Source organism: Collinsella sp. LCP19S3_A7, assembly GCF_052121995.1.
Taxonomy (GTDB): Bacteria; Actinomycetota; Coriobacteriia; order Coriobacteriales; family Coriobacteriaceae; genus Collinsella.
Genome location: NZ_JBQKDE010000007.1, coordinates 1 through 23,519, shown reverse-complemented (window position 1 = coordinate 23,519; position 23,519 = coordinate 1). Strand labels below are relative to the sequence as shown.

Here is a 23,519-nt window from a genome sequence, read left to right as displayed (position 1 = left end):
CATTGTCGGCAGTCTGAGCCATTTTAGGCATTTTTTAAAATTCTCGGTTGCAAAACGCTGTAGGTGAGCAGCATCGTTTTTGCGTCTCGAGCAGATGAGATAATGGGCTAGATAGCCGAGTCTTTGGACAGCTCAAAATAATCGGGATGTAAGGCGATAACCGGACCTTGCTCTTCGGGCATCAGGTGCAGGTGTGTCTCGGCCAGATAGCTCGCCGCGTCGGTATCGCCCCTCTTAATGGCCTCGAGAATCCGGCGATGCTGCCGACGAATCGGCTCCCAATCTAGATCCTGCGACACCATACGCAACCAGTTGTATCGCTCAAAATGCGTATTGACGCTCTTCATCCAATCCCACAACATGTGACGGCCGGCAATCTCAAAACACGTCTCATGGAACAGGTTGTCCAGGTCAAAGAAACGACGCGTTTCGCCATGGTCGAGCGACTCGGACTCGGCAAGAATCTGATCGAGCCGATGCTTTTGCTCGGGCGAGGCGGCCGAACAGCATTTAATAAGCACGCTTCGCTCGAGTTTCTCGCGCAAGAAACAGGCGTTCTCGGCGCGCTCCATGCTGATCTTAGAGACGTAGGTGCCGCTTTTGGGACGCGTTTCCACCAGCTCCTGCTCACGCAGGCGCACAAAGGACTCGCGAATGGGCGTACGCCCGATTCCCGTCTCCTTTTCCAGACCAATCGCCGAAAGGCGCGTGCCGGGCTTGAGCTCGGCATAGATGATCTTGGAGCGCAGTGCATTGTATGCCTGATCTTGCAAGCTTTGATTATGCTGGTGCTGTTCCATAAAGCCCTCGGATAAACCCTCGGTTAGTCGAATACCACCATGCAATACTATCGCATCGACACGCCCCAGCTCCCAATCAGTCTTTTTGGGACGGGGCTCTTTTAGCTACCCTAGCCCGCAGATCGGCCCCTTGCCACAAAACTGGCCCATCTACTACGTTAACACGGATAGCCTCGGCCATACCAAAAACCGTGAAAACAAAACCGCAGGTAGGCAGCTTGTCGATTTTCAAAAAAGCCGACTATGGTTGACCCCTGAGGCTTAAACGTAGTAGATAGGCCCTTTTCGTGGCGCAGCACTACTGCACCCCAAATTGGCACCCCGAGCCTGTTATAAGTTGCTGCGAAATACGGACGGTTGATGATCAAGGCGCGCTATGCGGGTTGCTATAGCTCGAACGTCCCACGTCCGATGCACCAAAGCGTTTGCGACAGCTTCGCGAAACGCCTCGAGAGGAATTCGATCGGTTTGGACGCGCTCCATCCCTTCGATACGCTCATAACGGTAGTAGCGTGCAAACATAGCCACCGCCCTGTCCACCTGCTCAATTGCGGATATATTTGTCGCCGCCTCGCGATCCAAGTATTACATCCTCGGTATCACCAAAACGGACGCAGTCGATGCCCGGAAAATCATTCTTATCCGCCAAAATCGCCGCAGCGTTGGTATAGCCATCTTTGCCGAGCAAGCGAAGCGTGCGCATAATATCCGGCGTTAGCTCAGAAATGCCGAGATGTTCAACACACTTATGCTCGAGCGTGTGAAAACTCAAGTCCTGGCGAGCCGACGTGAGCGCGTCGAACGTTACGTTGCTGCCTTCGAGCGTCAGCCTGCCATACTCAAACCGGTCGACCTCCACCGTTGCCGAATCGTTTCGCCTGTAGGCCTTCAAGATATAAGACGAAAACCGTTTGCGTACTGATTCATCCGAGACACAAACGGTTTTCGTCTTGATTTGCGTACGGAATTAAGACGCATAATTTCGCTTTCGTATGGCTCAATCGATCACGATACGATGTATCTGCACCTGGCCTACAACCGCAACATGATTGTGGAAGGCACACAGACAAAAGGCATTTAAGGCTCGGCAATGATCTTTCTATGATAAAACGCAAGCGGCGGCCGCCCAAACACGGGACGGCCGCCGCTTGCGTTGTATCAAATGGTGCAATGGGGTCAGGTTCACATGCACCAAGTTGGTGCAAAGCAACCTGTCCCCATGCAACAAGGGGTTGACTAGAGCTCGCAGGCGACCTTGTAGCCATCGCCGATGGCGTCGCGAATGTTGCCGCACTTGTTGGCATCGCCCAGCACGTGAGTGGTAACGCCGGCTGCTGCCAGGTCGTCGGCCAGCTTGGTATTGGGACGATAGCCCATAGCAAGCACCAGCGTATCGGCACCGGCGATGGTGTGGACCTCGCCGTCCTTCTCGTAGCTGATAGTATCCTCGGTAATCTCGGTCACCTTGGCCTCGGTCAGCACGTGAACGCCCTTTGAGAGCATGCGCGTGATGAGCACCGCGCGACCGGCACCACCCTCGTTGGCGGCGAGCGTCTTGGTCATCTCGATGACGGTGACGTCGCGGTTGGCCGGCGACAGGTCGTTGACCAACGGGGCCAGGTAATCGGCCGTCTCGCAGCCAACGGTGCCGCCACCCACGATGACGATCTTCTTGCCCGGGAAAGCCTTGCCGCCCAACAGGTCGTCGGCCGTCATAACCTGCTTAAAGCCCTGCATGAAGGCCGGGGCGATAGGCTCGGCGCCATAGGCCAGGACGACCTCGTAGCCGGCGTAGTCACGCTGAATGTCCTCGGCAGTAAGCTCGGTGCCAAAGACGCACTTTACGCCGGCCTCGGCCAGGCGACGGTACTGATACTTGATCACGCGGGTGAGTTCCTGCTTTGCCGGCGGAACGGCTGCGATGCGCATCTCGCCGCCCGGCTCGTCCTGCTTATCCACGAGCACCACGTTATGACCGCGTTTGGCGGCAATGTAGGCTGCCTCCATACCCGCGGGACCGGCGCCCACAACCAGTACGTTCTTGGCCTCGGCGGCGGGCTCGTAGCCAGCCTCGTCGCGCTCCACGTCCGGGTTGACGGTGCAGGAGATGCGCTTGCCAAACATAATGCCGTTCAGGCAACGCAGGCAACCGATGCAGGGACGGATCTCGTCGGCGTTGCCAGCGGCTGCCTTGTTGCAGAACTCGGCATCGCACAGATTGGCGCGGCCCATCATACAGATGTCGGCAGCGCCGTCCTCAATCAGCTCCTCGGCGATCCAGGCCTCGTTAATGCGTCCGACGGTGGCGACGGGAATGTTGACGTGCTTTTTAATCTCGCGCGAGCAGGCGGCGTGCGAGGCCTGCTGGGTACCGGCGGCGGGAATCGCGGAGCCACGCTTGATGGTGGTGCCGCCCGACACGTGAATCATGTCGACGCCGGCCTTTTCCAGGCGACGCGAGACGTAGATCATGTCGTTGAGGGTCAGGCCGCCATCGGTGTACTCATCGCCCGAGATGCGGACGTCGATGATAAAGTCCTTGCCGCAGCGCTCGCGAATCTCGGCGATGACCTCGAGCAAGAAGCGCATGCGAGCGTCGAGCGAGCCGCCGTACTCGTCGGTACGCTTGTTGTAGAGCGGAGTCAAAAAGCCGCCGAGCATGCCGTGGGCGTGTGCCGCATGGACCTCGACGCCATCGACACCGGCCTTCTGCATACGTACGGCAGCGTCGCCAAACTGATGCGTGAGCTCGTGAATCTCATCGACCGTGATAGGACGCGGTGCCTCGCGGGCATAGGACGGGCCCACAAAGGACGGAGCGATCAGGCGCGGCGTGCCCGGAATGTTAAAGGCCATGTAGGCGGGGTGGAAGAGCTGCGGCATGATCTTGCAGCCATACTCGTGGACGGCCGCGGCGAGCTTTTCCCAGCCGGGGATAAACGTGTCGTCGTAGCAGCACATGTCACCCGGCAGATAGGTATAGGTGGGCTCAACCGTCACGACCTCGGTAATGATGAGGCCCACGCCGCCCTTGGCACGGGCACGGTAATGATCGACCAAGTCGTCGGTCACATAGCCGTGATCGGCTAGGTTGGTGGACACCGGCGGCATAAAGACGCGGTTCTTGACCTCGGTCGTACCGACCTTGATCGGGCTAAAGAGCATCGGGTAGGCACAGGACTCCATACAGGGTTCCTTTCGTTTGAGCCGCTCGGCGGCAGTTGCTAACACACCTATCGTATCAGCAGCTGCCGTATCTGCAGTCATACATGCCCAAGCGCCGTTCGGCTAATGAATACCGCGGCCCAAGTCTTCGGCGATTTTGTCCACGCCCTTAAGTGCGGCGCACGTCTTTTTGTTGGAGCAATGTCCTGTGCAAACGCCACCCTGAGCACAGTCGGCGCAGGTGCCCTTGCGGTAGATGCGCACGCATACCGCGACAAACGCAATACCGATAACAGCCAGAACAACAATATCGATAGGTGCCATAGCAAGCCTCCTCTAGTTAACCAGCACTTACTTTACCCTATTTTCCACCTACCAAAAAGGGACAGGTTTATTTTGGTCGGTTTTATCTGCGGAAACGCCACATCTTACTTCTGGAGCAAAGCAATCTGTCCCCCATTACGCCAAAAAGCCCGAGTGTCGCTGGGACACCCGGGCTCGTGGAAAGGGGCTAATCCTTATTCGGACTTAAGCGGAAACTGCGGCGGAAGCAGTGTTGGTCTCGTCCTCGTCGGTCCATGCATGCGCAGGGATAGGGCGAAAGATCTGGAAGAGCATCGCAACCAGCAGAACGATGGCCACAATCGTCCAGATACCAAACTGTCCCAACACAAACAGGTTGTAGAACTGGTTGATGAACAGGCCGATCACCCAAGCGAAGGCGCACTCGTAACCGATGGCAATCGCGGTCCACTTGCCGGAGTCCATCTGGTTGCGGATAGTACCCATGGCGGCAAAACACGGAGCGCACAGCAGGTTGAACGCGCCAAAGGCAACGCAAGCGCCCATGGTGGGGAACATACCGGCAAACGCGGTCCACAGGCTCGGGTCGGTCTCGGCGGCATCAGCCACGGACAGCAGCGAGCCGGCGGTGGCGACGACGTTCTCCTTAGCCACAAGGCCCGAGACGGTCAGCGCAGTTGCCTGCCAGGTGCTAAAGCCGAGCGGAGCGAAGATCCAAGCGACCAGGTTACCGAGCATGGCAAGCACGGAGTAGTCCATGAACTCCTCGGGGATGCCGTCCATTGCAGGCAGGAAGCCAAAGGAACCGTTGTAGCTTCCAAAGTTGGAGAGGAACCAAACAACGACGGTGGATGCGAAGATGACCGTGCCGGCCTTCTTGATAAAGGCCCAGCAGCGCTCCCACACGTGCAGTGCCCAAGAGCGGATCGCCGGGAAGTGGTAGGCAGGAAGCTCCATAACGAACGGCGTCGGGCGACCGGCGAAGAGCTTGGTCTTCTTGAGCATAAGGCCCGAGGCGATGACGGCGAAGACGCCCAGGAAGTAGAAGAGCGGGCTGATCCACGCGGCGGTGGTGGAAGAATCGCCGATGATGGAACCCATGAGCAGGGCGATGATCGGCAGCTTGGCGCCACAGGGAATAAACGTGGTGGTCATGACCGTCATGCGGCGGTCCTTCTCGTTCTCGATGGTCTTGGTGGCCATGACGCCGGGGACGCCGCAGCCCGAGGACACGAGCATGGGGATAAAGGACTTACCGGACAGGCCAAAGCGGCGGAACACGCGGTCCATGATGAAGGCGACGCGGGCCATATAGCCGCAGTCCTCCAGGAAGGACAGCATGACGAACAGCAGGAACATCTGCGGCACAAAGCCGAAGATGGCGCCCAAACCGCCGACGATGCCGTCGCAGACCAGCGAATCGACAAGACCACCTTCCTCGGTACCGCCCGCCACAAGAGCGTCGTGCACCACGGTGGTGATACCCGGGATATAGGGGCCGTACTGCGCCGGGTCAACCGAGTCGGCATCGTCGCCCGCAGCCTCGACGGCTGCATCGTAGGCGTCGCGGCCCTGACCGAGCACATACCAACCGTCGGTGCCAAAGAGCTGGTCGTTGGTGAAGTCGGTCACCGTGCCACCTAAGGTGGAAACGGCGATGTAGTACACGCAGAACATGATGACCACAAAGATCGGCAGGCCCAGGATACGGTTGGTAACCACACGGTCGATCTTCTCGGAGGTGCTCATCTTGGCCGGAGCCTTGGTGAGGCACTCGTCGATGATGTGCGCGATGACGCCATAGCGCTCACCGGTGATGATGGACTCGGCGTCGTCATCACAGTCCTGCTCGCACTGGGCGACCAGCTCTTCCACGCGAGCGGCCTTCTCCTTGGTGAGGTTGATGAGCTTGCAGGCGTCCGCATCACGCTCGAACAGCTTAACCGCGTAGTAGCGACGCTTGTTGGCGGGAACGCTCGCCGGCAGGTTGTTTTCGATGTGGTCCAGAACGTCCTCAATGGAGGAATCGAACTTGTGCTCCGGCACCTGGCCCTTGGAAGCAGCGGACTTCTTAACCTGCTCGAACAGTTCCTTAATACCCTTGTTCTTAAGGGCCGAAATCATCATGACCGGGCAGCCGAGCTTCTTGGAGAGCTTGTCCGTGTCGATCTTGTCGCCGTTCTTCTCGACCAAGTCGGCCATGTTAAGGGCAACGACCACGGGTAGGCCGGTCTCGATAACCTGAAGCGCCAGGTACAGGTTGCGCTCGAGGTTGGTGGCGTCGACCACCTGGACGACCACATCGGGCTCGCCGCTCATGAGGTAATCGCGCGAGCATTGCTCCTCGGGGCTGTAGGGGGAAAGCGAGTAGATGCCGGGGAGGTCCGTGATGGTAACGTTCTTGTCGCTCAGGAGCTTGGCCTCCTTTTTCTCAACCGTGACGCCGGGCCAGTTGCCAACGTAGCCGTTGGCGCCGGTGATCAGGTTGAAAAGCGTGGTCTTGCCGCAGTTGGGGTTACCCGCCAGCGCGACATGGATCTGAGAATCCGCCATTCAATCCTTCTTCCTTGTTTGCCCGCGCTGCTTTCTCCGCGCAGGATGGATAATGTGCTTCAAAGTTACTGCATTAAGTTAGAAATATCTAACTTAATCTGCAGAAATATACGTCGTGGGCCCTTACTGGACCTCGACGACGGCCGCCTCCTCCTTGCGGATGGAAAGCTCGTAGCCGCGCACATTGATCTCGACCGGATCACCGAGCGGTGCAACCTTCACGACCTTAAACGAAGTGCCCTTGATGAGCCCCAGGTCCATAAGGTGGCGGCGAAGCGCGCCCTCACCGTGAAGCTTGACGATGGTAGAGCTCTCGCCCACCTTAACGTCACCCAACGTCTTCATCCTCTTGTCCCCCTTTCGGTTTTTATGAAATGCTGCGGATTAACCGACGGTCATGATGTGCATGGCAACCTTGGAATCGATGCCAAAGCGTGCGCCCAGCACCGTGACGATGATATTGGCGCCACTCGAGCTCACCACGTGGATCTCGCTGCCCTCGATAAAGCCGAGGTCCTTGAGACGGTGCTTTATGTCCTCATCGCCCTTTACACGAGAAACGTGCACGGTTTCGCCCGCTTTTACCATCGAAAGCGGCATGGCCGGCATCTGCGGTCCGCAAGACATGAGTGAGCTCCTAACATCGGTTCGTCCTCAACATCGACGCGATAAAAGTTAACCGTGTCTATGTTCGAACTAGTAAACTAACACGCGGTTAACTTTTTGGAAAGAATCTCTATTCAGTTTTCGAAAAAGTTTCCCATATTAAACAAAGGCACCGCAAAGACGGTCTCTTTGCGGTGCCTTGTCATACCAATGTATGCAACAGAGGGGACTCTCCCTTTTTCACATTGTTACGCTTAGAGCGAGAGGTTTCTGATCGACGTGACGCACGAGGCCTCATCCGCGCCCGAAACACGAAAAACAACGCTCTCGCCGCACTCACCATAGAGGGCCATGAGTCCCATGATATCGCGGCCATCCGTGTGGCGATCGCCGATGCTGACCGACACGTCACTACGATGCTTGGCGATAATGTCATAGAGAAGCGCAACCGGGCGGGCATGTAGTCCCAACGGATCTTTAATCGTCTTTGTAAACTCGACCATGTCCCCTCCCGCAGCATCGCACATTTGGCCGGCCAAACCCAGCCACGTGGTAGTTATTGTAGCGTTAGATGCTTGTCGAGAGCTCCTCTGAACACCTCGTGGGCAAAAAGTGGCAAATATGAGTACTGTCGCCAATTTAGTAGCAGCAAAATCGAGAGCAAATTGCCTACTTTGGGCTATTCGAAGAGGGTGAAAGCCGTCAAACGCCCTTTAAAGGGGGTTAGATAAATTGATTTTGAGCCCATTTTCGCTCAGAACAGGCCGAAAAATATGACACCTCTTTTGCGACAGTACTAGTACTCATATTTGGCATTTTTGCCCACAGGGTCCAAAATCAATGTCCCAAAACGCAAAAGGAGGGACCCGAAGGGCCCCTCCATAGGAAAGGGAATCAGGTTGTTCCTCAGCTGTGGATAAATCCCAGCTTCTACTCCATCATATCGAGAACAGACGGACGCAACTCGCTCTCGGCAGCCTCGGGATCGGTCTCGCGCAGGCGGTTGATATAGCGGTTGTACCACATCACGGCAAGGCCCAGGAAGACAACCACACCGCCAACGTTGTAGACCAGCGTCAGCCACAGCGGCTGATCGAGCGGAATGGTGCCGCAGATAAGCACGAAGCAGAAGACCACAAGCAGGAATGCGGCAACGACCAGGCCAAAGCTGCGCGAGCCCATGCGGAAGTCACGGGGAGCGGCGTCGAAGTTCTTGCGCAGCATAAAGTAGGCAAGCAGAATCAGCAGCGGCGGGAGCAGAGCGGTGGCAGCCGTCATGTTGGTGACGATCATGAGCAGGTCGTCGAGGTTGCCGGAGCCCAGGGCCGGGATAATCAGGATGGGGACGACGATGGCGAACTGCAGCCAGGCAGCGCGGGCAGGAATGCCGTGCTCGTTGAGCTCGACGATCTTGCTACCAAAGACGCCCTTGGGGATCTCGGTGAAGAACACCTTGATGGGAGCGGAGGTCCACATCATGAGGGAGCCCAGCGTGGCGGCAAGAAGGATCAGGCCAATGACGCGCGTGGACACTTCCATGGGAATGCCAAAGTGGGCAAAGACGGCGCCGAATACGTCGAAGATACCGGTGGAGATGGCAACGCTGCCCTCGGGGATGAACAGGTTAACCAGCAGCGAAGCGCCTGCATACAGAAGGCCGATGGTCAGGCCGGCGATAACGACAGTGCGCACGAAGGCCTTGACGCCGCCCTTAAGGTCGTTAAGGAACACGCCGACAGACTCAGCGCCGCCAACGCCCTGGATGATCCAGGCAAGCGTACCGAAGAAGCCCCACATAGTTGCGAAGTTGCTCATGTCGGGAGCCATGTTAGCGGGCGTGGGAGCCGTAGCGAACTCAACGCCGCCAAAGGCAGCAGCCAGGGACAGCAGGATGAACACGGCAGTCAGGCCGAGAGCCGCGGTCGAACCGAAGGAGGAAATGGAACCGATCCACTTAGCGCCCTTAGTCGACACCCACGTGGCAATAGCAAAGACGACGATCTCGATAATGGTGATCCACAGCTGCGAAAGCTCGGCATTGGCACCAAAGAACACGTAGCTCGCGTAGATGATGACGTTGGGCAGGACGGACGCAAAGTAGAACAGGTTAACGAACCAGTAGCTAAATGCCGTCAGGAACGCCCAGCGACCACCCATCGAGGTCTTAACCCATGCGTACACACCCGACTCGGAGTCCTTGTTGAGGCCGACGAACTCAGCGGTAACCAGGGTATAGGGGACAAAGTACAAAAGTGTGGCGAAGAAGAACGCCGGCGCAGCTGCCAAGCCGATGGCTGCGTTGTTGTTGATGATGTTCTTGATACCGAACACGGCGGCAACCGTCATGCCCAGCAGAGCGAACGAACCGATCGTTCCTCGTTTTTCAGAGCTCATAAGCCCTCCCAATCATCTATTAAATGTCATCTAAAACCGTCCGAGCTGCAAGCGCAAACACGGACGGTGCACCTGCTAAGGGGAATGGGAAAAAGGGAGTCAACAAAGCCATCCCCCTTAACGGCACAAAGCAAACGTCCAGGCGGACGAATACTACTTGTTGGGGAAGGAATAACCTTCGACCGTCACGTGCAGTACGACGACGCGGGGATCCGTGGCATCGGCCACGACACGGTAGGCCTCGTCGATCTCGACGACGGCAACGCCGCCGGCGGGAATCGTCACAGTCTCCCCCGTACCCTCAAAGCGCTCGCGATCATCGATATCGCTGTAAGCGCGGGTGCAGGTGAGGCCTGCCTTGGGGGCAACCTCGACGGTCAGGTCGCCGTCGAGCGGGGCGAGCACGGCATGATAGCGACGGTGACCGACCAGATCGACAGTAGCCGCCTCGTGGGCGTTCACCCACCAATACACCAGCGAGTCGCCGATGGAGTAAGCCACGTCGTGCTGCAGGTCGGCAACACCATCGAGCGCCTGGCCGGTGCGCATCCACTTCTTGACGGACTTCATCTGAGCGTCGAAATCGGCGCGCGAGTTAAAGACATGCATGGCTTATGCCTCCTTAATGGGTGCCAGCGCCTGAGCAAGGTCGGCAGACGTCAGCGGTCGCAGGGACACCTCGAAGCTGAAGCTCTCAAAACGGGTGCGATAGGAATCGAGCACCTCGGAACCCCAAGAGTTCGAACCAAGACCGAGCAGCTGGTCGTTGATGTTGACCGTGACCGTGTCGCCCTTGACAAGGTCGTAGACGTGCTTGGCGTTATCGATGGCCTCGCAGCTATAGGGCCATGCCGAGAACGAGAACGGGTTGGAGGCGGCGTCAGCTGGACGAGTCACCAGCACGCCGTCACCGTGGCTAGAGCGCAGGGCAACCCAGCGGGCACCCTCGCGGTTAGCGCAATCCTGGGGCATGACATACGGCGTGAACATGTCGTCGACCGTAGTGCGGTAATGGCCGACCGGGTTGGCGCGCAGCGAGTCCGGATAATTCTCGCCCGGGCCGTGACCGTACCACTCAACGGCACGATCGCAACCGGGGACCTCAAAGGAGATGCCGATGCGCGGGATGATATCCGAGTAATCGCCGTAGGGCTCGCCGGAAACCTTGAGGTCGACGCGACCGCTCGGAAGCACGGTGTAGACGAGCTCGACGCGCATGCCGAACGCGCGGACGGGAGGAGCGATACGCTGGCTCACGGTAACGACGACCGCATTGCCATCCTGCTTCCAAGAGACCTTGCGGGTAGACGTCTGCATCACATCGATGAAGTTGTCCTTCCACAGGGAGTCATACTCCTGGGCGTGGTTGTCGACGAGCGGATGCCAAAAACCAACCTGGGGACCAGAGACCATGACGTCGCGGCCGGATGCCTTCCACTCGCTCACGGTACCGTTAACTTTGCTGAAGGCCAGCTCGCCGTTGAGGGAGTGAATGCGGATCTCCTGCTCGGTCTCCTCGACCGTAAGCTCAGGACGAGCGGGGGCGGCGATGGCCGGCGCCGGATGGTTGGCGATGGCAAACTGGCTAGCGCCCAACTGGAACATCGGCTCGCACCAGACGTGAGCGGCCATGGTGTAGGCGCGCACGGTCAGCAGGGTCTCGCCCACTGCGGCCTCGCGAATCACCAGTGGCAGATGGACGGACTCGCCGGGGGCAACCGCACCGGGTATGAGCGTCTTGCGGCAAACCACATCACCGTCCACCAGGGTCTCGGCCGACAGGCAGACATCCTCGAGAGTGGTGAACCAACGCTTGTTCGTGACGGTCAGCTCGCCTGCCTCGGCGTCATAAGCCATGCGGACCGGGCAGATGACCTGGCCGTACTCGGTAAGGCCTGGGCTCGGCTGCTGCCAAGGGAACACCATGCCATCGATGCAGAAGTTGCTGTTGTTGGGGTAATCGCCGTTGTCGCCACCATACATATCGTAGGCAACGCCGTCCTCGGTCACAGCAGCCAAACCGTGGTCGCACCACTCCCAAATGAACTGGCCTTGGATGCAATCCCAACGATCGAAGACCTCCTGGTACTCGGACAGGCCTCCGGGGCCATTGCCCATAGAGTGACCGTACTCGCAGTTGATGCGCGGCTTGGGGAACGGATGCTCACCAAAGTCGTTCATCTGCGACACGCGGGAGTACATGGTGGAGATAACGTCGACGGTATCGGCGTTGCGATCCTCCTCGTAATGGACCGGACGACCGTCGAGCTCGTGAGCCTTGGCGTACATCGCGCGGATGTTGCAGCCATAGCCGCTCTCGTTGCCCATCGACCACATAATGATGCAGGCGTGGTTGCGCTCCTGCATCACCAGGCGCTCAATACGGTCGACGTAGGCCGGCTCCCATGCTGGGTCGTCGGTGACCAGGGCGATATTACCGATATTCTCGAAGCCGTGGCTCTCCATATCGGTCTCGGCGACCAGCATGATGCCATACTCATCGCACAGCTCGTAGAAGCGCGGGTCATTGGCATAGTGAGAGGTGCGCACCGCGTTGATGTTGTGCTGCTTCATGAGCTCCAGGTCGCGGCGCATGCGATCGAGACCCACGGCGCGGCCCTTGTGATCATCGTGATCGTGGCGGTTGACGCCATGCATCTTAAAGTAGGTGCCGTTGAGGTAGATATGATTGTCCTCGACCGTCACCTCGGCAAGACCCTGGCGATGCGGAACGTACTCGCTGACCTCGTCACCGTCGTAGACTTCAAACGTAAGGTCATAGAGGAAGGGGTCCTCGGGATTCCAAAAGTGAGCATCGGTCACGCTGCACTCGGCATGGCCGTCGACACACTCACCCGTAGCCACCACGTTCCCGCCATCGCTGAGCGCATACACAACGCGGGTAGCGCCCTCGGCCACCGTATCGAGCGTGATCAGAGCGGCATCGCCCTCGCGGTGCGTGCGGAACCTAAAGTCGACCAGGTGCGCGGCGGGACGCTGCATAAGGTACACATCGCGGAAGATGCCCGAGGCCCACCACATGTCCTGATCCTCGATATAGCTGCCATCGCTGTACTGCAGGACCTTGACCGCAAACAGGTTGTCGCCCTCGACGAGCGCGTCGGTCACGTCGAACTCGGCAGACAGGCGCGAGCCCTTGGTCATGCCGATATACTGACCGTTGACGTACAGCTCGCCATAGCTCTCGATGCCGTCGAATCGAATGATCTCGCGAGCGCCGGCAGGAACGGCGGGAAGATTGACGATGCGCTGGTAGACGCCCGTGGGGTCGTCGGAGGGAACGAACGGCTGGTCCACCGGGAACGGGAAACCCTCGTCGGTGTAGGCAAGGTTGCCATAGCCGTCCACCTGCCACAGGTGCGGAACCTCCACGTGATCCCACTCGGGCTCGTACATGGAGAGCTCCTCGTTGGAGACGGCAGCAGGCCCCTCAAAGAGGCGGAACTGCCACGAGCCGGACAGCTGGACAAACCCGCGCGACAGCTCGCGGCTGTACGTTGCAGCGAGATCGGCGGTCTCGTAACCCATAAAGTACGCATGGGGTGCCAGGCGGTTCCTGTGGGTGAGCGCTTGGTTTTCCCAATCGTTAATGGCGTCCATGGTGATGCTCCTTCGTCATCATAGTGATTCTTGTGCAACCGGTTGTCCTTATCTTAAGGGCGATGCAAAAAACTGTGCAACCGGTTGTCCGCTGAACGGTTGATTTGGCCGGATTAACGGTGCAACCGGTTGTACAACCGCGACACTTATGTCAACCTGAGTATCGGAACTCAGCGCAAAACAGCATTCTTAAGCTCGTAGGCAACCGCCACGCCCGCTGACATCTCACCCACACGAGACGTATTCGATTGCGGCTTGGTTGCAAAACGACACCGGTCACCGGATATCATCAACGCTGTTCAGGTGCACTATAGTAAGCTGTATCCGCACAAGTCCGTATCAGTGACAACATCGACCACATTTTCCAGGAGACGCCATGACCCAACCAGTTCGCACCGCACCTACGCTTGCCGAGGTTGCCGCAGCTGCCGGCGTGTCGCGCTCCACGGCATCGCGCGCCCTCAACGATTCGCCCCGCATTAGCGAAGAAACCAAAAAGCGCGTCCGCGCAGCGGCCAAGGAAGTCAATTTTGTCCCCAACGCTCGTGGCCGAGCGCTTGCTGTCGGGCGCACGGAAATCATCGCCGTGCTCGTGACCGAGCCCCTGAGTGAACTCTTCAGCGACCCCACCTACAGCGAGTTTTTGAGCGGTATTACCGAGGAACTGTCGGAGTCGTCCTATCTGCCCGTAATCTTGCAGGCGTCTTCTATGCATGAGCGCAACCGCGCACGCGAGCACTTTGAGCGCCGCTCGTTCGACGCCGTAATCGACGTCTCCCCCTACAAGGGCAGCGAGCTGCTCGAGGTACTGCGCGAGCTGGGCGTTCCGACTGTATTGTGCGGTCAGCTCGAGGGCCACCCCTATCGCGATGTGTTCTCGACGGTCTACTCTGACGACGAAGAGGGCGGACGCTTTGCAGCGCTCGCTATGAAAGAGCGCGGGCGTAAGGATATCGTTGCCGTGCTGGGACCTCAGGACAACCCCGCCGTCACCGACCGCCTTCGTGGCTACCGTGCCGTCTTGTGCGAAGACCTCCCAGACGCAAACGTTATCTATACCGGCTGGAACAGCGGAGATGGCTATCAGGCCATGCACCAGATTCTCGCGCGCGAGATTGCTTTCGATGGCGTGCTCTGCGGATCGGACCGTATCGCGGCTGGCGTCATCACCGCACTCAACGAGGCAGGCCTATCCGTTCCGGTGGACGTTTCCGTCGTCGGCTTCGACGATCACGAGATTGCGGCGCGCTGCGTCCCCGCGCTCACGACCGTCCGCCAGCCCCTGCGCGAAGAAGGCCACATGGCCGCCAACATTGCGCTCGACATGATCAAGGGTGCCGAGCCCACCACCTCCGTGATGCACATGCAGCTAATCCAGAGGGACTCGCTATAAGAAACTGGGGCAGGCTTTCCGCCAGACAGTTGTTGCGGAAAGCCTGTCCCGTTTTGAGCGCTCATTCTGGGACACAGTTTCCGCCAGAAGGCTCAACCGGAAACTGTGCCCCATTATTTTGCCGAATTCTGGGCCGCGCTTTCCCAGAGGACCCCCTTTGGGAAAGCGCGGCCCATTCTGGACGCAGATTCCGGGACGCACTTTCCGCGACGTCCGGTCACCCTATGCCCTCGCAGCGCCCGCGCATAAAAAACGAGGGAAGGCACGCGTCCTTCCCTCGTTAGAGACAATATGCAGCCGCTCGCCTACATCAAGCGCAGGCTGACGTCCTTGAGCTGGGCGCCGGAAACGGCACTCGGGGCGCCCGACATAAGGTCGGAGCCGCTGGCCGTCTTGGGGAACGCCATGACGTCGCGGATAGAATCGGAGCCGGTAAGCAGCATGCACACGCGGTCCAGACCCAGGGCAAAACCGCCCATCGGGGGCGCACCAAACTTGAGCGCCTCCATGAGGAAGCCAAACTGCGACTCGGCGCGCTCCTCGGTAAAGCCCAGGAGCTTGAGCATGGACATCTGCATCTCGGCGTTATGGATGCGCATGCCACCGCCGCCGGCCTCAAAACCGTCCATGACAAAGTCGTAGGTGCAGGAACCGGCAGCCAACGGGTCGGCCTCGATCTTGGCGATGTCGGTCTCGGTCGGCAGAGTGAACGGCTGGTGCTCGGCTGCATAGGCCTTGCGGTCCTCATCCCAGTGGAACAGCGGGAAGTTGACGACCCACAGGAAGTCGTGACCCTCGCGTTTGATCTCGAGTGCGTTGGCCATGTGAGAGCGCATGCCGCCCAGGATCTCGTCAGAGAGCAGGCGCGGGCCGGCGGCGAACATCACGAGGTCGCCAGGCTCGACGTTCATGCGCTCGCGCAGAGCCGCCATCTCCTCGTCCGAGAAGAACTTGACGATGGGGCTGTTGATGGAGCCGTCCTCGCGGAAAGCGATCCAGGCCAGACCCTTGGCGCCAAACGTGGAGGCCACGCCGGCGAGCTTATCGATCTTGGCACGTGCCCAGGCACCGGCTCCCTTGGCGTTGATGGCCTTGACGACAGAGCCCTCCTCGTTTGCGGCAGTTGCAAAGACCTTGAACTTGGAGTTGGCAAAGATGTCGGTCAGATCGACCAGATGCATGCCATAGCGGGTATCGGGCTTGTCGGAGCCATAGGTGTCCATGGCCTCCCAGTAGTCCATGCGACGCAGCGGCGTGGGCATCTCGACACCCATGCGACCGAAGGCGTCGGCCAAGACCTCTTCGAGTGCGCTCATGACGTCGTTCTGGTCCACGAAGGACATCTCGATATCGACCTGGGTGAACTCGGGCTGACGGTCGGCACGCAAGTCCTCGTCGCGGAAGCACTTGGCAACCTGGTAGTAGCGCTCGACGCCACCGACCATGAGCAGCTGCTTTAGGAGCTGCGGGGACTGCGGCAGGGCGTAGAAGTTACCCGGCTGAATACGGCTGGGAACGATGAAGTCGCGGGCGCCCTCGGGCGTAGACTTGAACAGGGAGGGCGTCTCGACCTCCATGAACTCACGGTTGTGAAGCGCCTCGCGAATGGCAAAGGTGAAGTCGGAGCGCAGCTTGAGGTTGGCCATCATCTCGGGACGACGGAGGTCCAGATAGCGATAGCGCAGACGGGTGTCCTCGCTGGTCTCGATGCCGTCCTCGATCTGGAACGGCGGGGTGACGGAGGTGTTGAGCACCTCGGCGTGGTCGGTCAGGACCTCGATCTCGCCGGTCGCGAGCTTGGCGTTGGTGGTCTCCTCGCCACGAGCGCGCACGACGCCGTGAATCTTGATGGGCCACTCGGGACGCATGGTCTCGGCGATCTTAAAGGCATCGCCGTCGGAGTGCTCGGGGTCGAAGGTAAGCTGCGTGATGCCCTCGCGGTCGCGAAGGTCGCAGAAGATAAGGCCGCCGTGGTCGCGGCGACGGCTCACCCAACCGGTGAGGGTGACCTCTTCGCCCACGTTCTCGCGGCGAAGCTCGCCGCAGGTACGGGTGTGCATGGAATGCTCGTCGATGGGACGGGTCTGGCTCATACCAGTGATCCTCCTTTATGGATCTGTGCCGCCCCGTGTCGTTCCGGGCGGCGTCGTACAGATTTGCCCAGCCTGCGTAAACCGCGCAGCCGGACATGGCGTTCTATCTTATCGCACCCGCGCCGATGCACCGCGAAAAAGTGGCTCCCGCTCAAAGACTTGACGGAGACGAAACAATTGATGCGGCCTGGCCGTCGCCAAGGCGCGCCGCGTGCGACAATGTGCCTACAATACAACCGCACTCGGAAAGGCCCACCATGACTGCACGCCTCATCGTTATGGATATCGATTCCACGCTCATCAACCAGGAGGTCATCGACCTGTTGGGCGAGGAAGCAGGCGTGGGCGGGCAAGTTGCGCGGATCACCGAACGCGCCATGCGCGGCGAGCTCGACTTTAAGCAGGCGCTCGAGGAGCGCGTGGGCCTGCTTGCCGGCCTGGACGAGAGCGTTTTCGAGCGCACCTTTGAGCGCGTGACGTTTACCCCCGGCGCACTGGAGCTTGTGCGCTCGGCGCACAGCAAGGGCTGGAAGGTCGGCGTGGTAAGCGGCGGCTTTCACGAGGTCGCCGACAAGATTGTAGCTGCCGTGGGCATCGATTTTTGCCTGGCCAACCGCCTGGAGGTCGTAGACGGCAAGCTCACGGGCAAGCTGGCGGCAGACGTTGTGACCAAGGAATCCAAGCTTATCCAGCTACTGGATTGGGCGGTTGAGTGCGGTGTCGATATGGCCCATACCGTGGCGATCGGCGACGGCGCCAACGACATCCCCATGATTCAGGCCGCGGGCACGGGCATCGCATTTTGCGCCAAGCCCAAGACGCGCGAAGCCGCCCCGTTTGCCATCGACGAGCGCAACCTGATGCTCGCCATGGATATCATCCTGCGTGACTAGCCGATCCATCTAACAACAGAATCAAATCCCCTATATCTAGTTTCCGAACAATTTTGTCTTAGTGTTCGGAAACATACCCTTTGAGTGCTAGACTTTGCGCCGTCGAAGGGAAGATATATGGATAAGCGAGATCTTGAGCAGCTGCTGAGCGATGTTGCCGACGGAGCAGTCACCCCGGCAGTCGCCCTTACGCGCATCCAAACGGCGCCAACCGCCGATCTGGGTTTTGCGCAGCTCGATCTTTCGCGCGGGGTGCGCCAGGGAGCCGGCGAGGTTGTCTACGGCGCCGGTAAAACCGCCGAGCAGATTGCCGCCATTATCAAAGCGCTGCGCGATGCCGGTCAGGAGCGCATCCTAGTCACGCGCTTGGACGCCGAGAAGGCAACCCGTACCTCGGAGCTCCTCGACAACGGTATCGACCTGGGATATGTCCCGAACGCCCAGCTCGCTCTCGTAGGCGGCAAGCCCTCCCCTACCGGTAACGGACGCATCGTTGTCGCCTGCGCCGGCACGAGCGACTTGCCCGTCGCCGAAGAAGCCGCGTTGACGGCCGAGTTCTACGGCAACGAGGTCGACCGCCTCTACGACGTAGGTGTCGCCGGCCTGCACCGTCTGCTCGCGCATGCCGAGGAACTTGCCCAGGCACAGGTGGTCATCGCCATCGCCGGCATGGAGGGCGCGCTGGCGAGCGTTATCGGCGGTCTGGTAAGCTGTCCGGTCATCGCCGTTCCCACCAGCGTGGGGTACGGCGCGAGCTTTGGTGGCGTAGCCGCGCTGCTCGCCATGCTCAACTCCTGCGCCAGCGGCGTTTCGGTCGTCAATATCGACAATGGCTTTGGTGCCGCCTACCAGGCAAGTCTTATCAATCATCTGAGCGCCGGAACACCCTGCGCCCGTTAAGGAGCATTCCATGTCCAACCATCAGCATACGCTTATCATCGACGGCACCTCGGGCATCAGCGGCGATATGACCGTCGCGGCCCTGCTCGACCTGGGTGCCAGCGAGGAGCACCTGCGCGAACAGCTCGCCACGCTGCCGGTCGACGGCTTTACGATCGCCGTCACGCGTGCAAACAAGCATGGCATCGACGCCTGCGACTTTGACGTTCAGTTGGCAGAGGAGCTCGAGAACCATGATCACGATATGGCCTGGCTCTTTGGCAACGAAACAGCTGCCGAGCACACGCACGAGCATGAGCACCACCATCATGACCATGGCGAACACGAACACGAGCACTGCCACGAGCATACACACGAGCATGACCATGAGGCTCACGGCCATGGCCACGAGGATCACCATCACGCCCACCACCATCACCACCGTTCTTTGGCGGACGTCACCGCCATCATCGACGGCTCACAGCTAAGCGATGGCGCCAAGCGTCGTGCCCTCGCCATCTTTACCGCACTCGCTGCCGCCGAGGCCAAAGCTCACGGCAAAACGCCCGACACCGTCCTGTTCCACGAGGTGGGCGCCATCGACTCCATCGTCGACGTCTGCTCGGTCGCCATCTGCCTCGACGACCTGGGCATTGAGGATGTTGTGGTCGAGTCGCTCTCCGAGGGCCACGGAACCATCCGCTGCGCCCACGGCCTCATGCCCATTCCCGTCCCCGCTGTCGTCAACCTGTGCCAGGCAGGCAATATCGCCCTCACGCCTGCACCGGTCGCCGGCGAGCTCGTGACGCCAACGGGCGCCTCCATCGTCACCGCGCTGCGCACGTCCGACCAACTGCCCTCACGCTACCACATCGAAGCCGTCGGCTACGGCGCCGGCAAACGCCCCTACGAGGGTTGCTCCGGCACGCTCCGCTGTCTGCTCGTTCACGCGGACGCATAGCCATGGATGCCCGCAAGGCAAAAAGCCGCGCTGCCATCGTTGCGGCGTTCTCCGAGCTCCTGCGCGAAGAGGACTACGGCAAGATTGCCGTCGGCGACATCATCGCTCGCGCCCATGTGGGTCGGGCAACGTTCTATGGCCTCTTCAAGAGCAAAGATGACCTGCTCGCTGAGTTCGTGTGCGATATCTGCACCCATGCCCTCGACGATGACGGTACACCCCTCAATGACCCGCTCGTACAGGTCGAGCATATCCTCAACAACCTCTGGGATCGTCGTCAGGGCGTACGCGCTCTCGTAGCCGGCGCCGGCTCGCGCGTCTTCGCCGACTGTCTCCGCAAGACCATCATGTCGCGCGCAGCCGAAACCGTCCCTGTCGACCCCGCAGGCCCCGCCAGCACCATGGATCGCAACTTCCTCCTCCACCACATAGCCTCAAGCTTCGTAGCCACCGTCCAATGGTGGGCCTGGCACAACTTCCAAGCAGATAAGGCCGACGTAGCCAAAGACTACCTCTCAGCCATAAAACCCCTCTTCACCTAAGTAAGAGGCTCATCCCAAAGCATTGCCCCAACCCAAGGCGCCCGCGCATCCCAAAGTGTCACTCGCACTTCAACGCCCCCCAACAGCAACAAGCCCCTCCCATCCAAATTCAGATATATATGTTGGGTTGCTTGTACGAACGCAACAAAGACCCCGCAGCTGTCCGCATGGGGTAACTTCCCAGCGCATTCCGCAGGACGAAAGAACCCCCGCCGCACGAAGTGCGCAGCGGGGGTTCTTTCATGTCCGAGGACGCGCTGGGAAGTTACCCCATGCGGCCAGTGGACAACTATGTGGCCTTGGACTAGAACATGCCCAAGAAACCGTGCACAAACAGCGCGGCCAGAGCGGCACCGATAAACGGCGCGATGCCAGGAACGAGCAGGCCGTACTTCCAGTTGTTGTCAGCCTTGTTCTTGATCGGCAGCACCTGATAGGCCATGCGAGGACCAAGGTCGCGTGCCTGGTTCATGGCGAAGCCGGTGATGCCACCCATGCCCATGCCAACGGCCCAAACGATCAGGCCGACGCAGATGGCGAGCATCAGAACGTTCTCGCCGGCGCGGCTAGCGGCAGCAAGGATGGCGCTGATGAACACAAAGGTGCAGATAGCCTCACAGAAGAAGTTGCGGGCATAGTTCGTGCCCTCGGTGGTGGGGTTGGTCGAGAAGATGTTGCGCTGGGCAATGGGGTCGACAACGCCCTCGGAAGCCTTGAACTCATCGGTATACATAAACCAAGCGATTACGGCGCCCACAAAGCCGCCGAGCATATCGGCAATCATGAAGGGGATGCAGCTGCTCCACGGCACCAGACCGACGATGCACTGGGCAAGCACCATAGCCGGGTTCATGCACACGGCGCCGCCAAAGACAAACAGGCAGACCGAGATGCCAAAAGACCAGGTGGTGATGGCAAACATGTGGCCGGAGCCCTGATACTTGGTGCCCTTAAGCACGGTATCGCAGTGTACGCCCACGCCAAAGATGATCATGAGGGCCGTTGCACCGAATTCGCAAAGGAGTTTGGTAAGCATAAAACCTTATCTTTCTTGTCGGTTACAAACGATTCGTTTAGGCCGCGCGCTAGTGCTGAGCGACGACAACGCCCAGGCCATCGGGAATGACGGCTACCTTGGCATCGGCACCCTTCATTTCAAAGGCGAGCTTGAGTGCCTCCTCGAGGGTGTTGACCGGCGTCATATGCATATCCCTGAGCATCTGGTGATCGCACAGGTCGGTGACCATGATCACAGGGTGATGCGCCAGGATGCGGGCAAAGATCTGGCTCGTCCACTGGTCGGGCAGGGTCTCGTCCTTAGGACGGTCGATGCAGGCGCGCTCAAACTCTGCCGGATCGTTGTCAGCGATGTTGTGATAGAAGCCCTCGCCACCGTGACCATCGGCGCAACCGGCGACATCGATGATCACGCCGCCCTCGGTAAGTGTGGCCTCGGCAGCGCACATGCCCTTCACGGCCTGATAGACGTTCTGATCGAGCGGATAGCCACCGTTGGTGGTGATGGCAATCTCGCACTCGACGGGCTCAACGCCGGCAAGGCTCTTCACGAACTCGCAGCCGGCCTCGTGCGCCTTGTGAATGTCGCCGGCAAAGGAGCCGATGACCTCGTGCTTGCCGTTGAGCACCACGTTGAGCACAAAGGCAAGGTGAGCCATCTCGGCAGCGGCAAACATGTCCTCGCTCACGTGATTGTGGCACAGGTTGCCGGCGCGCGAATGGGAATCGTTCACAAACTGGCCGTTGTGGTTGTACATGATGGTCTTGTAGCTGGCGATGCCGGGCAGCACGGACTTGCGGCTGCCAGAAAAACCGGCAAAGAAGTGCGGCTCAATAAAGCCCTCGGCAAGCAGTAGATCGCAATCGGCGGCAATCTTGTTGATGATGCACTCGCCACCAGAAGGCAGGGTGCCAATCTTTTCCATCATGCTGTCGTCGGTCGCGACGTGCATGACAATTTCCTCGTTGGCAACGATCTCCTCGCCATACTTGTTGACGAGTTCCTCGTGCGTCGACGGACGATGCATACCCGTAGCAACCAGAATGCGAACGCGCGCCTCAGGCGCAGCGGAGTGGATGTGATGCAGCAGAATAGGCATCGTCACACGCGAGGGAACGGGGCGCGTATGGTCGGAGCTAATGATGACAATATCCTTCTTGCCAGCGCAAAGCTCCTCGAGCGAAGGCGATCCATAAGGGTTGGCAAGCGACTCCTCTACCAGCTCTTCCTGCGATTTTGCAGTCTTAAACTCGTTTTGGTGACCTTCCATCACACCCGCGAAGTTCTTATCCTCGAGCTCTAGATGCAATGTCTTGTGGTCAAACGGCAGTTCACATTCAAACAATGACGAGCGCCCTCTTCCTTTCAACTGACACACTAGATAAACCGTTGGAAGGATACGCCGCTCACTGAAAAACGCCACCGTCCACCGAGTCGTTAACACAACGTTCATATTTGACCCACAACAAAACGGCCGCGATCCCAGGAGGGACCGCGGCCTCCTGTCAAAGAAGCTATGGGCAGGGTGGATTACGCAGCGCCGAGGCAAACATCAATCCTGTGGCATGCGCGTGTAAGCTATCTTGCATAAATAGGTCAATATACTGCATAGAATGACGCATTGGGTTTCGAACCGCAACATGGTAGCCCCCTCCGGAGCGTGCATTTTTGCGAGTATTCAGCATCGCAAGATAAGATTTTGGTGTCAAAAGTCTTTCAAAAGGTAGATCGTCCTCATGACTCGTCCCATCTGGATAACATGCGGCGAGAAACCAGCCATATATGAGCATCGCCAAGGCCCAATTGTCTTGAAAAATCATCAACAAAGGCAGCGAGGGCCGGCTATGGCCTTATGCATCGATCTTTGGCTGCTGAAAACTCCGTTTTTTGCACGTCGCCCCAGGCACCACCCTCACCCAGCGGCCTTCCGCCGAAGCTGGACATCGCAAGGCCCGCCATCAGTTTACTTTTAGGCACACTCCGCAGGACGCAAGAAGCCCTCGCCGCACTCCACGCTATGCGCGAAGCGCGCCATTCTTCTCCTCAGCTTTAATTCCAGAGGACCGAGGACGAAGGGGCCCGACGGGTTTCCCTCTGAATGCATTCCGCAGCACGAAGCCCTTTCCAAACGCGCGAAGCGCGCCATTATTCCCCCAGCAGTAATCCGCCGAAGACCGGACATCGCAGGGCCCGCCATCAGTTTACTTTTAGGCACACTCCGCAGGACGCAAGAAGCCCTCGCCGCACTCCACGCTATGCGCGAAGCGCGCCATTCTTCTCCTCAGCTTTAATTCCAGA

Annotated in this window: 19 protein-coding genes; 5 read left to right on the top strand and 14 right to left on the bottom strand. The window is 59.1% G+C overall.

Annotated elements, in window-relative coordinates:
* Positions 1 to 107 precede the first annotated feature (107 nt).
* The 11 genes from ACTQV3_RS04725 to ACTQV3_RS04675 form a co-directional block, all read right to left on the bottom strand.
* Entirely contained in the window at positions 108 to 800 is a 693-nt protein-coding gene (locus ACTQV3_RS04725; protein ID WP_441036923.1) for a GntR family transcriptional regulator, read from the bottom strand.
* A gap of 544 nt (positions 801 to 1,344) precedes the next feature.
* Complete coding sequence (locus ACTQV3_RS04720; RefSeq protein ID WP_154518607.1) at positions 1,345 to 1,659, bottom strand: hypothetical protein; 315 nt, start codon at positions 1,657 to 1,659, stop codon at positions 1,345 to 1,347.
* A 377-nt stretch (positions 1,660 to 2,036) separates the two neighbouring features.
* Positions 2,037 to 3,986 carry an NAD(P)/FAD-dependent oxidoreductase gene (locus tag ACTQV3_RS04715; protein WP_441067981.1) on the bottom strand — a complete coding sequence of 650 codons (1,950 nt, stop codon included), beginning with the start codon at positions 3,984 to 3,986 and terminating at the stop codon, positions 2,037 to 2,039.
* A 102-nt stretch (positions 3,987 to 4,088) separates the two neighbouring features.
* Positions 4,089 to 4,289 carry a hypothetical protein gene (locus ACTQV3_RS04710; protein WP_117634210.1) on the bottom strand — a complete coding sequence of 67 codons (201 nt, stop codon included), beginning with the start codon at positions 4,287 to 4,289 and terminating at the stop codon, positions 4,089 to 4,091.
* 204 nt (positions 4,290 to 4,493) lie between these two features.
* A complete protein-coding gene (gene feoB, locus ACTQV3_RS04705) occupies positions 4,494 to 6,821 on the bottom strand; it encodes a ferrous iron transporter B (protein ID WP_441067980.1) in 2,328 nt (775 codons plus the stop codon).
* A gap of 123 nt (positions 6,822 to 6,944) precedes the next feature.
* Positions 6,945 to 7,166 (bottom strand): FeoA family protein, encoded by a 222-nt coding sequence (locus ACTQV3_RS04700; RefSeq protein WP_006234774.1) that lies wholly within the window; start codon positions 7,164 to 7,166, stop codon positions 6,945 to 6,947.
* Between the two features lie 39 nt (positions 7,167 to 7,205).
* Complete coding sequence (locus ACTQV3_RS04695) at positions 7,206 to 7,448, bottom strand: FeoA family protein (RefSeq protein ID WP_229770688.1); 243 nt, start codon at positions 7,446 to 7,448, stop codon at positions 7,206 to 7,208.
* 233 nt (positions 7,449 to 7,681) lie between these two features.
* Positions 7,682 to 7,930, bottom strand: coding sequence for an HPr family phosphocarrier protein (locus tag ACTQV3_RS04690; RefSeq protein ID WP_195838595.1), 249 nt, complete (start codon positions 7,928 to 7,930; stop codon positions 7,682 to 7,684).
* A 427-nt stretch (positions 7,931 to 8,357) separates the two neighbouring features.
* Positions 8,358 to 9,821: an amino acid permease gene (locus tag ACTQV3_RS04685; RefSeq protein ID WP_441067979.1), complete on the bottom strand. Its 1,464-nt coding sequence runs from the start codon at positions 9,819 to 9,821 to the stop codon at positions 8,358 to 8,360.
* Positions 9,822 to 9,974: 153 nt separating this feature from the next.
* Positions 9,975 to 10,430, bottom strand: a complete 456-nt coding sequence (locus ACTQV3_RS04680) for a hypothetical protein (protein ID WP_441067978.1) — start codon at positions 10,428 to 10,430, stop codon at positions 9,975 to 9,977.
* A 3-nt stretch (positions 10,431 to 10,433) separates the two neighbouring features.
* A complete protein-coding gene (locus ACTQV3_RS04675; RefSeq protein ID WP_441067977.1) occupies positions 10,434 to 13,442 on the bottom strand; it encodes a glycoside hydrolase family 2 TIM barrel-domain containing protein in 3,009 nt (1,002 codons plus the stop codon).
* A 376-nt stretch (positions 13,443 to 13,818) separates the two neighbouring features.
* On the opposite strand from ACTQV3_RS04675, the gene ACTQV3_RS04670 reads away from it, so the two are divergent.
* Entirely contained in the window at positions 13,819 to 14,835 is a 1,017-nt protein-coding gene (locus tag ACTQV3_RS04670) for a LacI family DNA-binding transcriptional regulator (RefSeq protein ID WP_441067975.1), read from the top strand.
* A 305-nt stretch (positions 14,836 to 15,140) separates the two neighbouring features.
* Here the strand turns inward: ACTQV3_RS04670 and aspS are convergent, their stop codons facing one another.
* The gene (gene aspS / locus ACTQV3_RS04665; protein WP_427729277.1) at positions 15,141 to 16,928 is read right to left on the bottom strand and encodes an aspartate--tRNA ligase; all 1,788 of its coding nucleotides are present in this window, start codon (positions 16,926 to 16,928) and stop codon (positions 15,141 to 15,143) included.
* 257 nt (positions 16,929 to 17,185) lie between these two features.
* Between aspS and serB the strand changes: the two genes are divergently transcribed.
* The 4 genes from serB (at position 17,186) to ACTQV3_RS04645 (ending at position 20,203) form a co-directional block, all read left to right on the top strand.
* Positions 17,186 to 17,821, top strand: coding sequence for a phosphoserine phosphatase SerB (gene serB, locus ACTQV3_RS04660; protein ID WP_441067974.1), 636 nt, complete (start codon positions 17,186 to 17,188; stop codon positions 17,819 to 17,821).
* Between the two features lie 117 nt (positions 17,822 to 17,938).
* Positions 17,939 to 18,721, top strand: a complete 783-nt coding sequence (gene larB / locus ACTQV3_RS04655) for a nickel pincer cofactor biosynthesis protein LarB (protein WP_427719817.1) — start codon at positions 17,939 to 17,941, stop codon at positions 18,719 to 18,721.
* A gap of 10 nt (positions 18,722 to 18,731) precedes the next feature.
* A complete protein-coding gene (locus ACTQV3_RS04650) occupies positions 18,732 to 19,661 on the top strand; it encodes a LarC family nickel insertion protein (protein WP_441067972.1) in 930 nt (309 codons plus the stop codon).
* A gap of 2 nt (positions 19,662 to 19,663) precedes the next feature.
* On the top strand, positions 19,664 to 20,203 hold the full coding sequence (locus ACTQV3_RS04645; protein WP_304211247.1) for a TetR/AcrR family transcriptional regulator: 540 nt from the start codon (positions 19,664 to 19,666) through the stop codon (positions 20,201 to 20,203).
* A gap of 304 nt (positions 20,204 to 20,507) precedes the next feature.
* Here ACTQV3_RS04645 and larD read toward each other — a convergent pair whose 3' ends face one another.
* Positions 20,508 to 21,239 carry a D/L-lactic acid transporter LarD gene (larD, locus tag ACTQV3_RS04640; RefSeq protein WP_441017382.1) on the bottom strand — a complete coding sequence of 244 codons (732 nt, stop codon included), beginning with the start codon at positions 21,237 to 21,239 and terminating at the stop codon, positions 20,508 to 20,510.
* Between the two features lie 49 nt (positions 21,240 to 21,288).
* Positions 21,289 to 22,566: a nickel-dependent lactate racemase gene (larA, locus tag ACTQV3_RS04635; protein ID WP_441067970.1), complete on the bottom strand. Its 1,278-nt coding sequence runs from the start codon at positions 22,564 to 22,566 to the stop codon at positions 21,289 to 21,291.
* Positions 22,567 to 23,519: the final 953 nt, after the last annotated feature.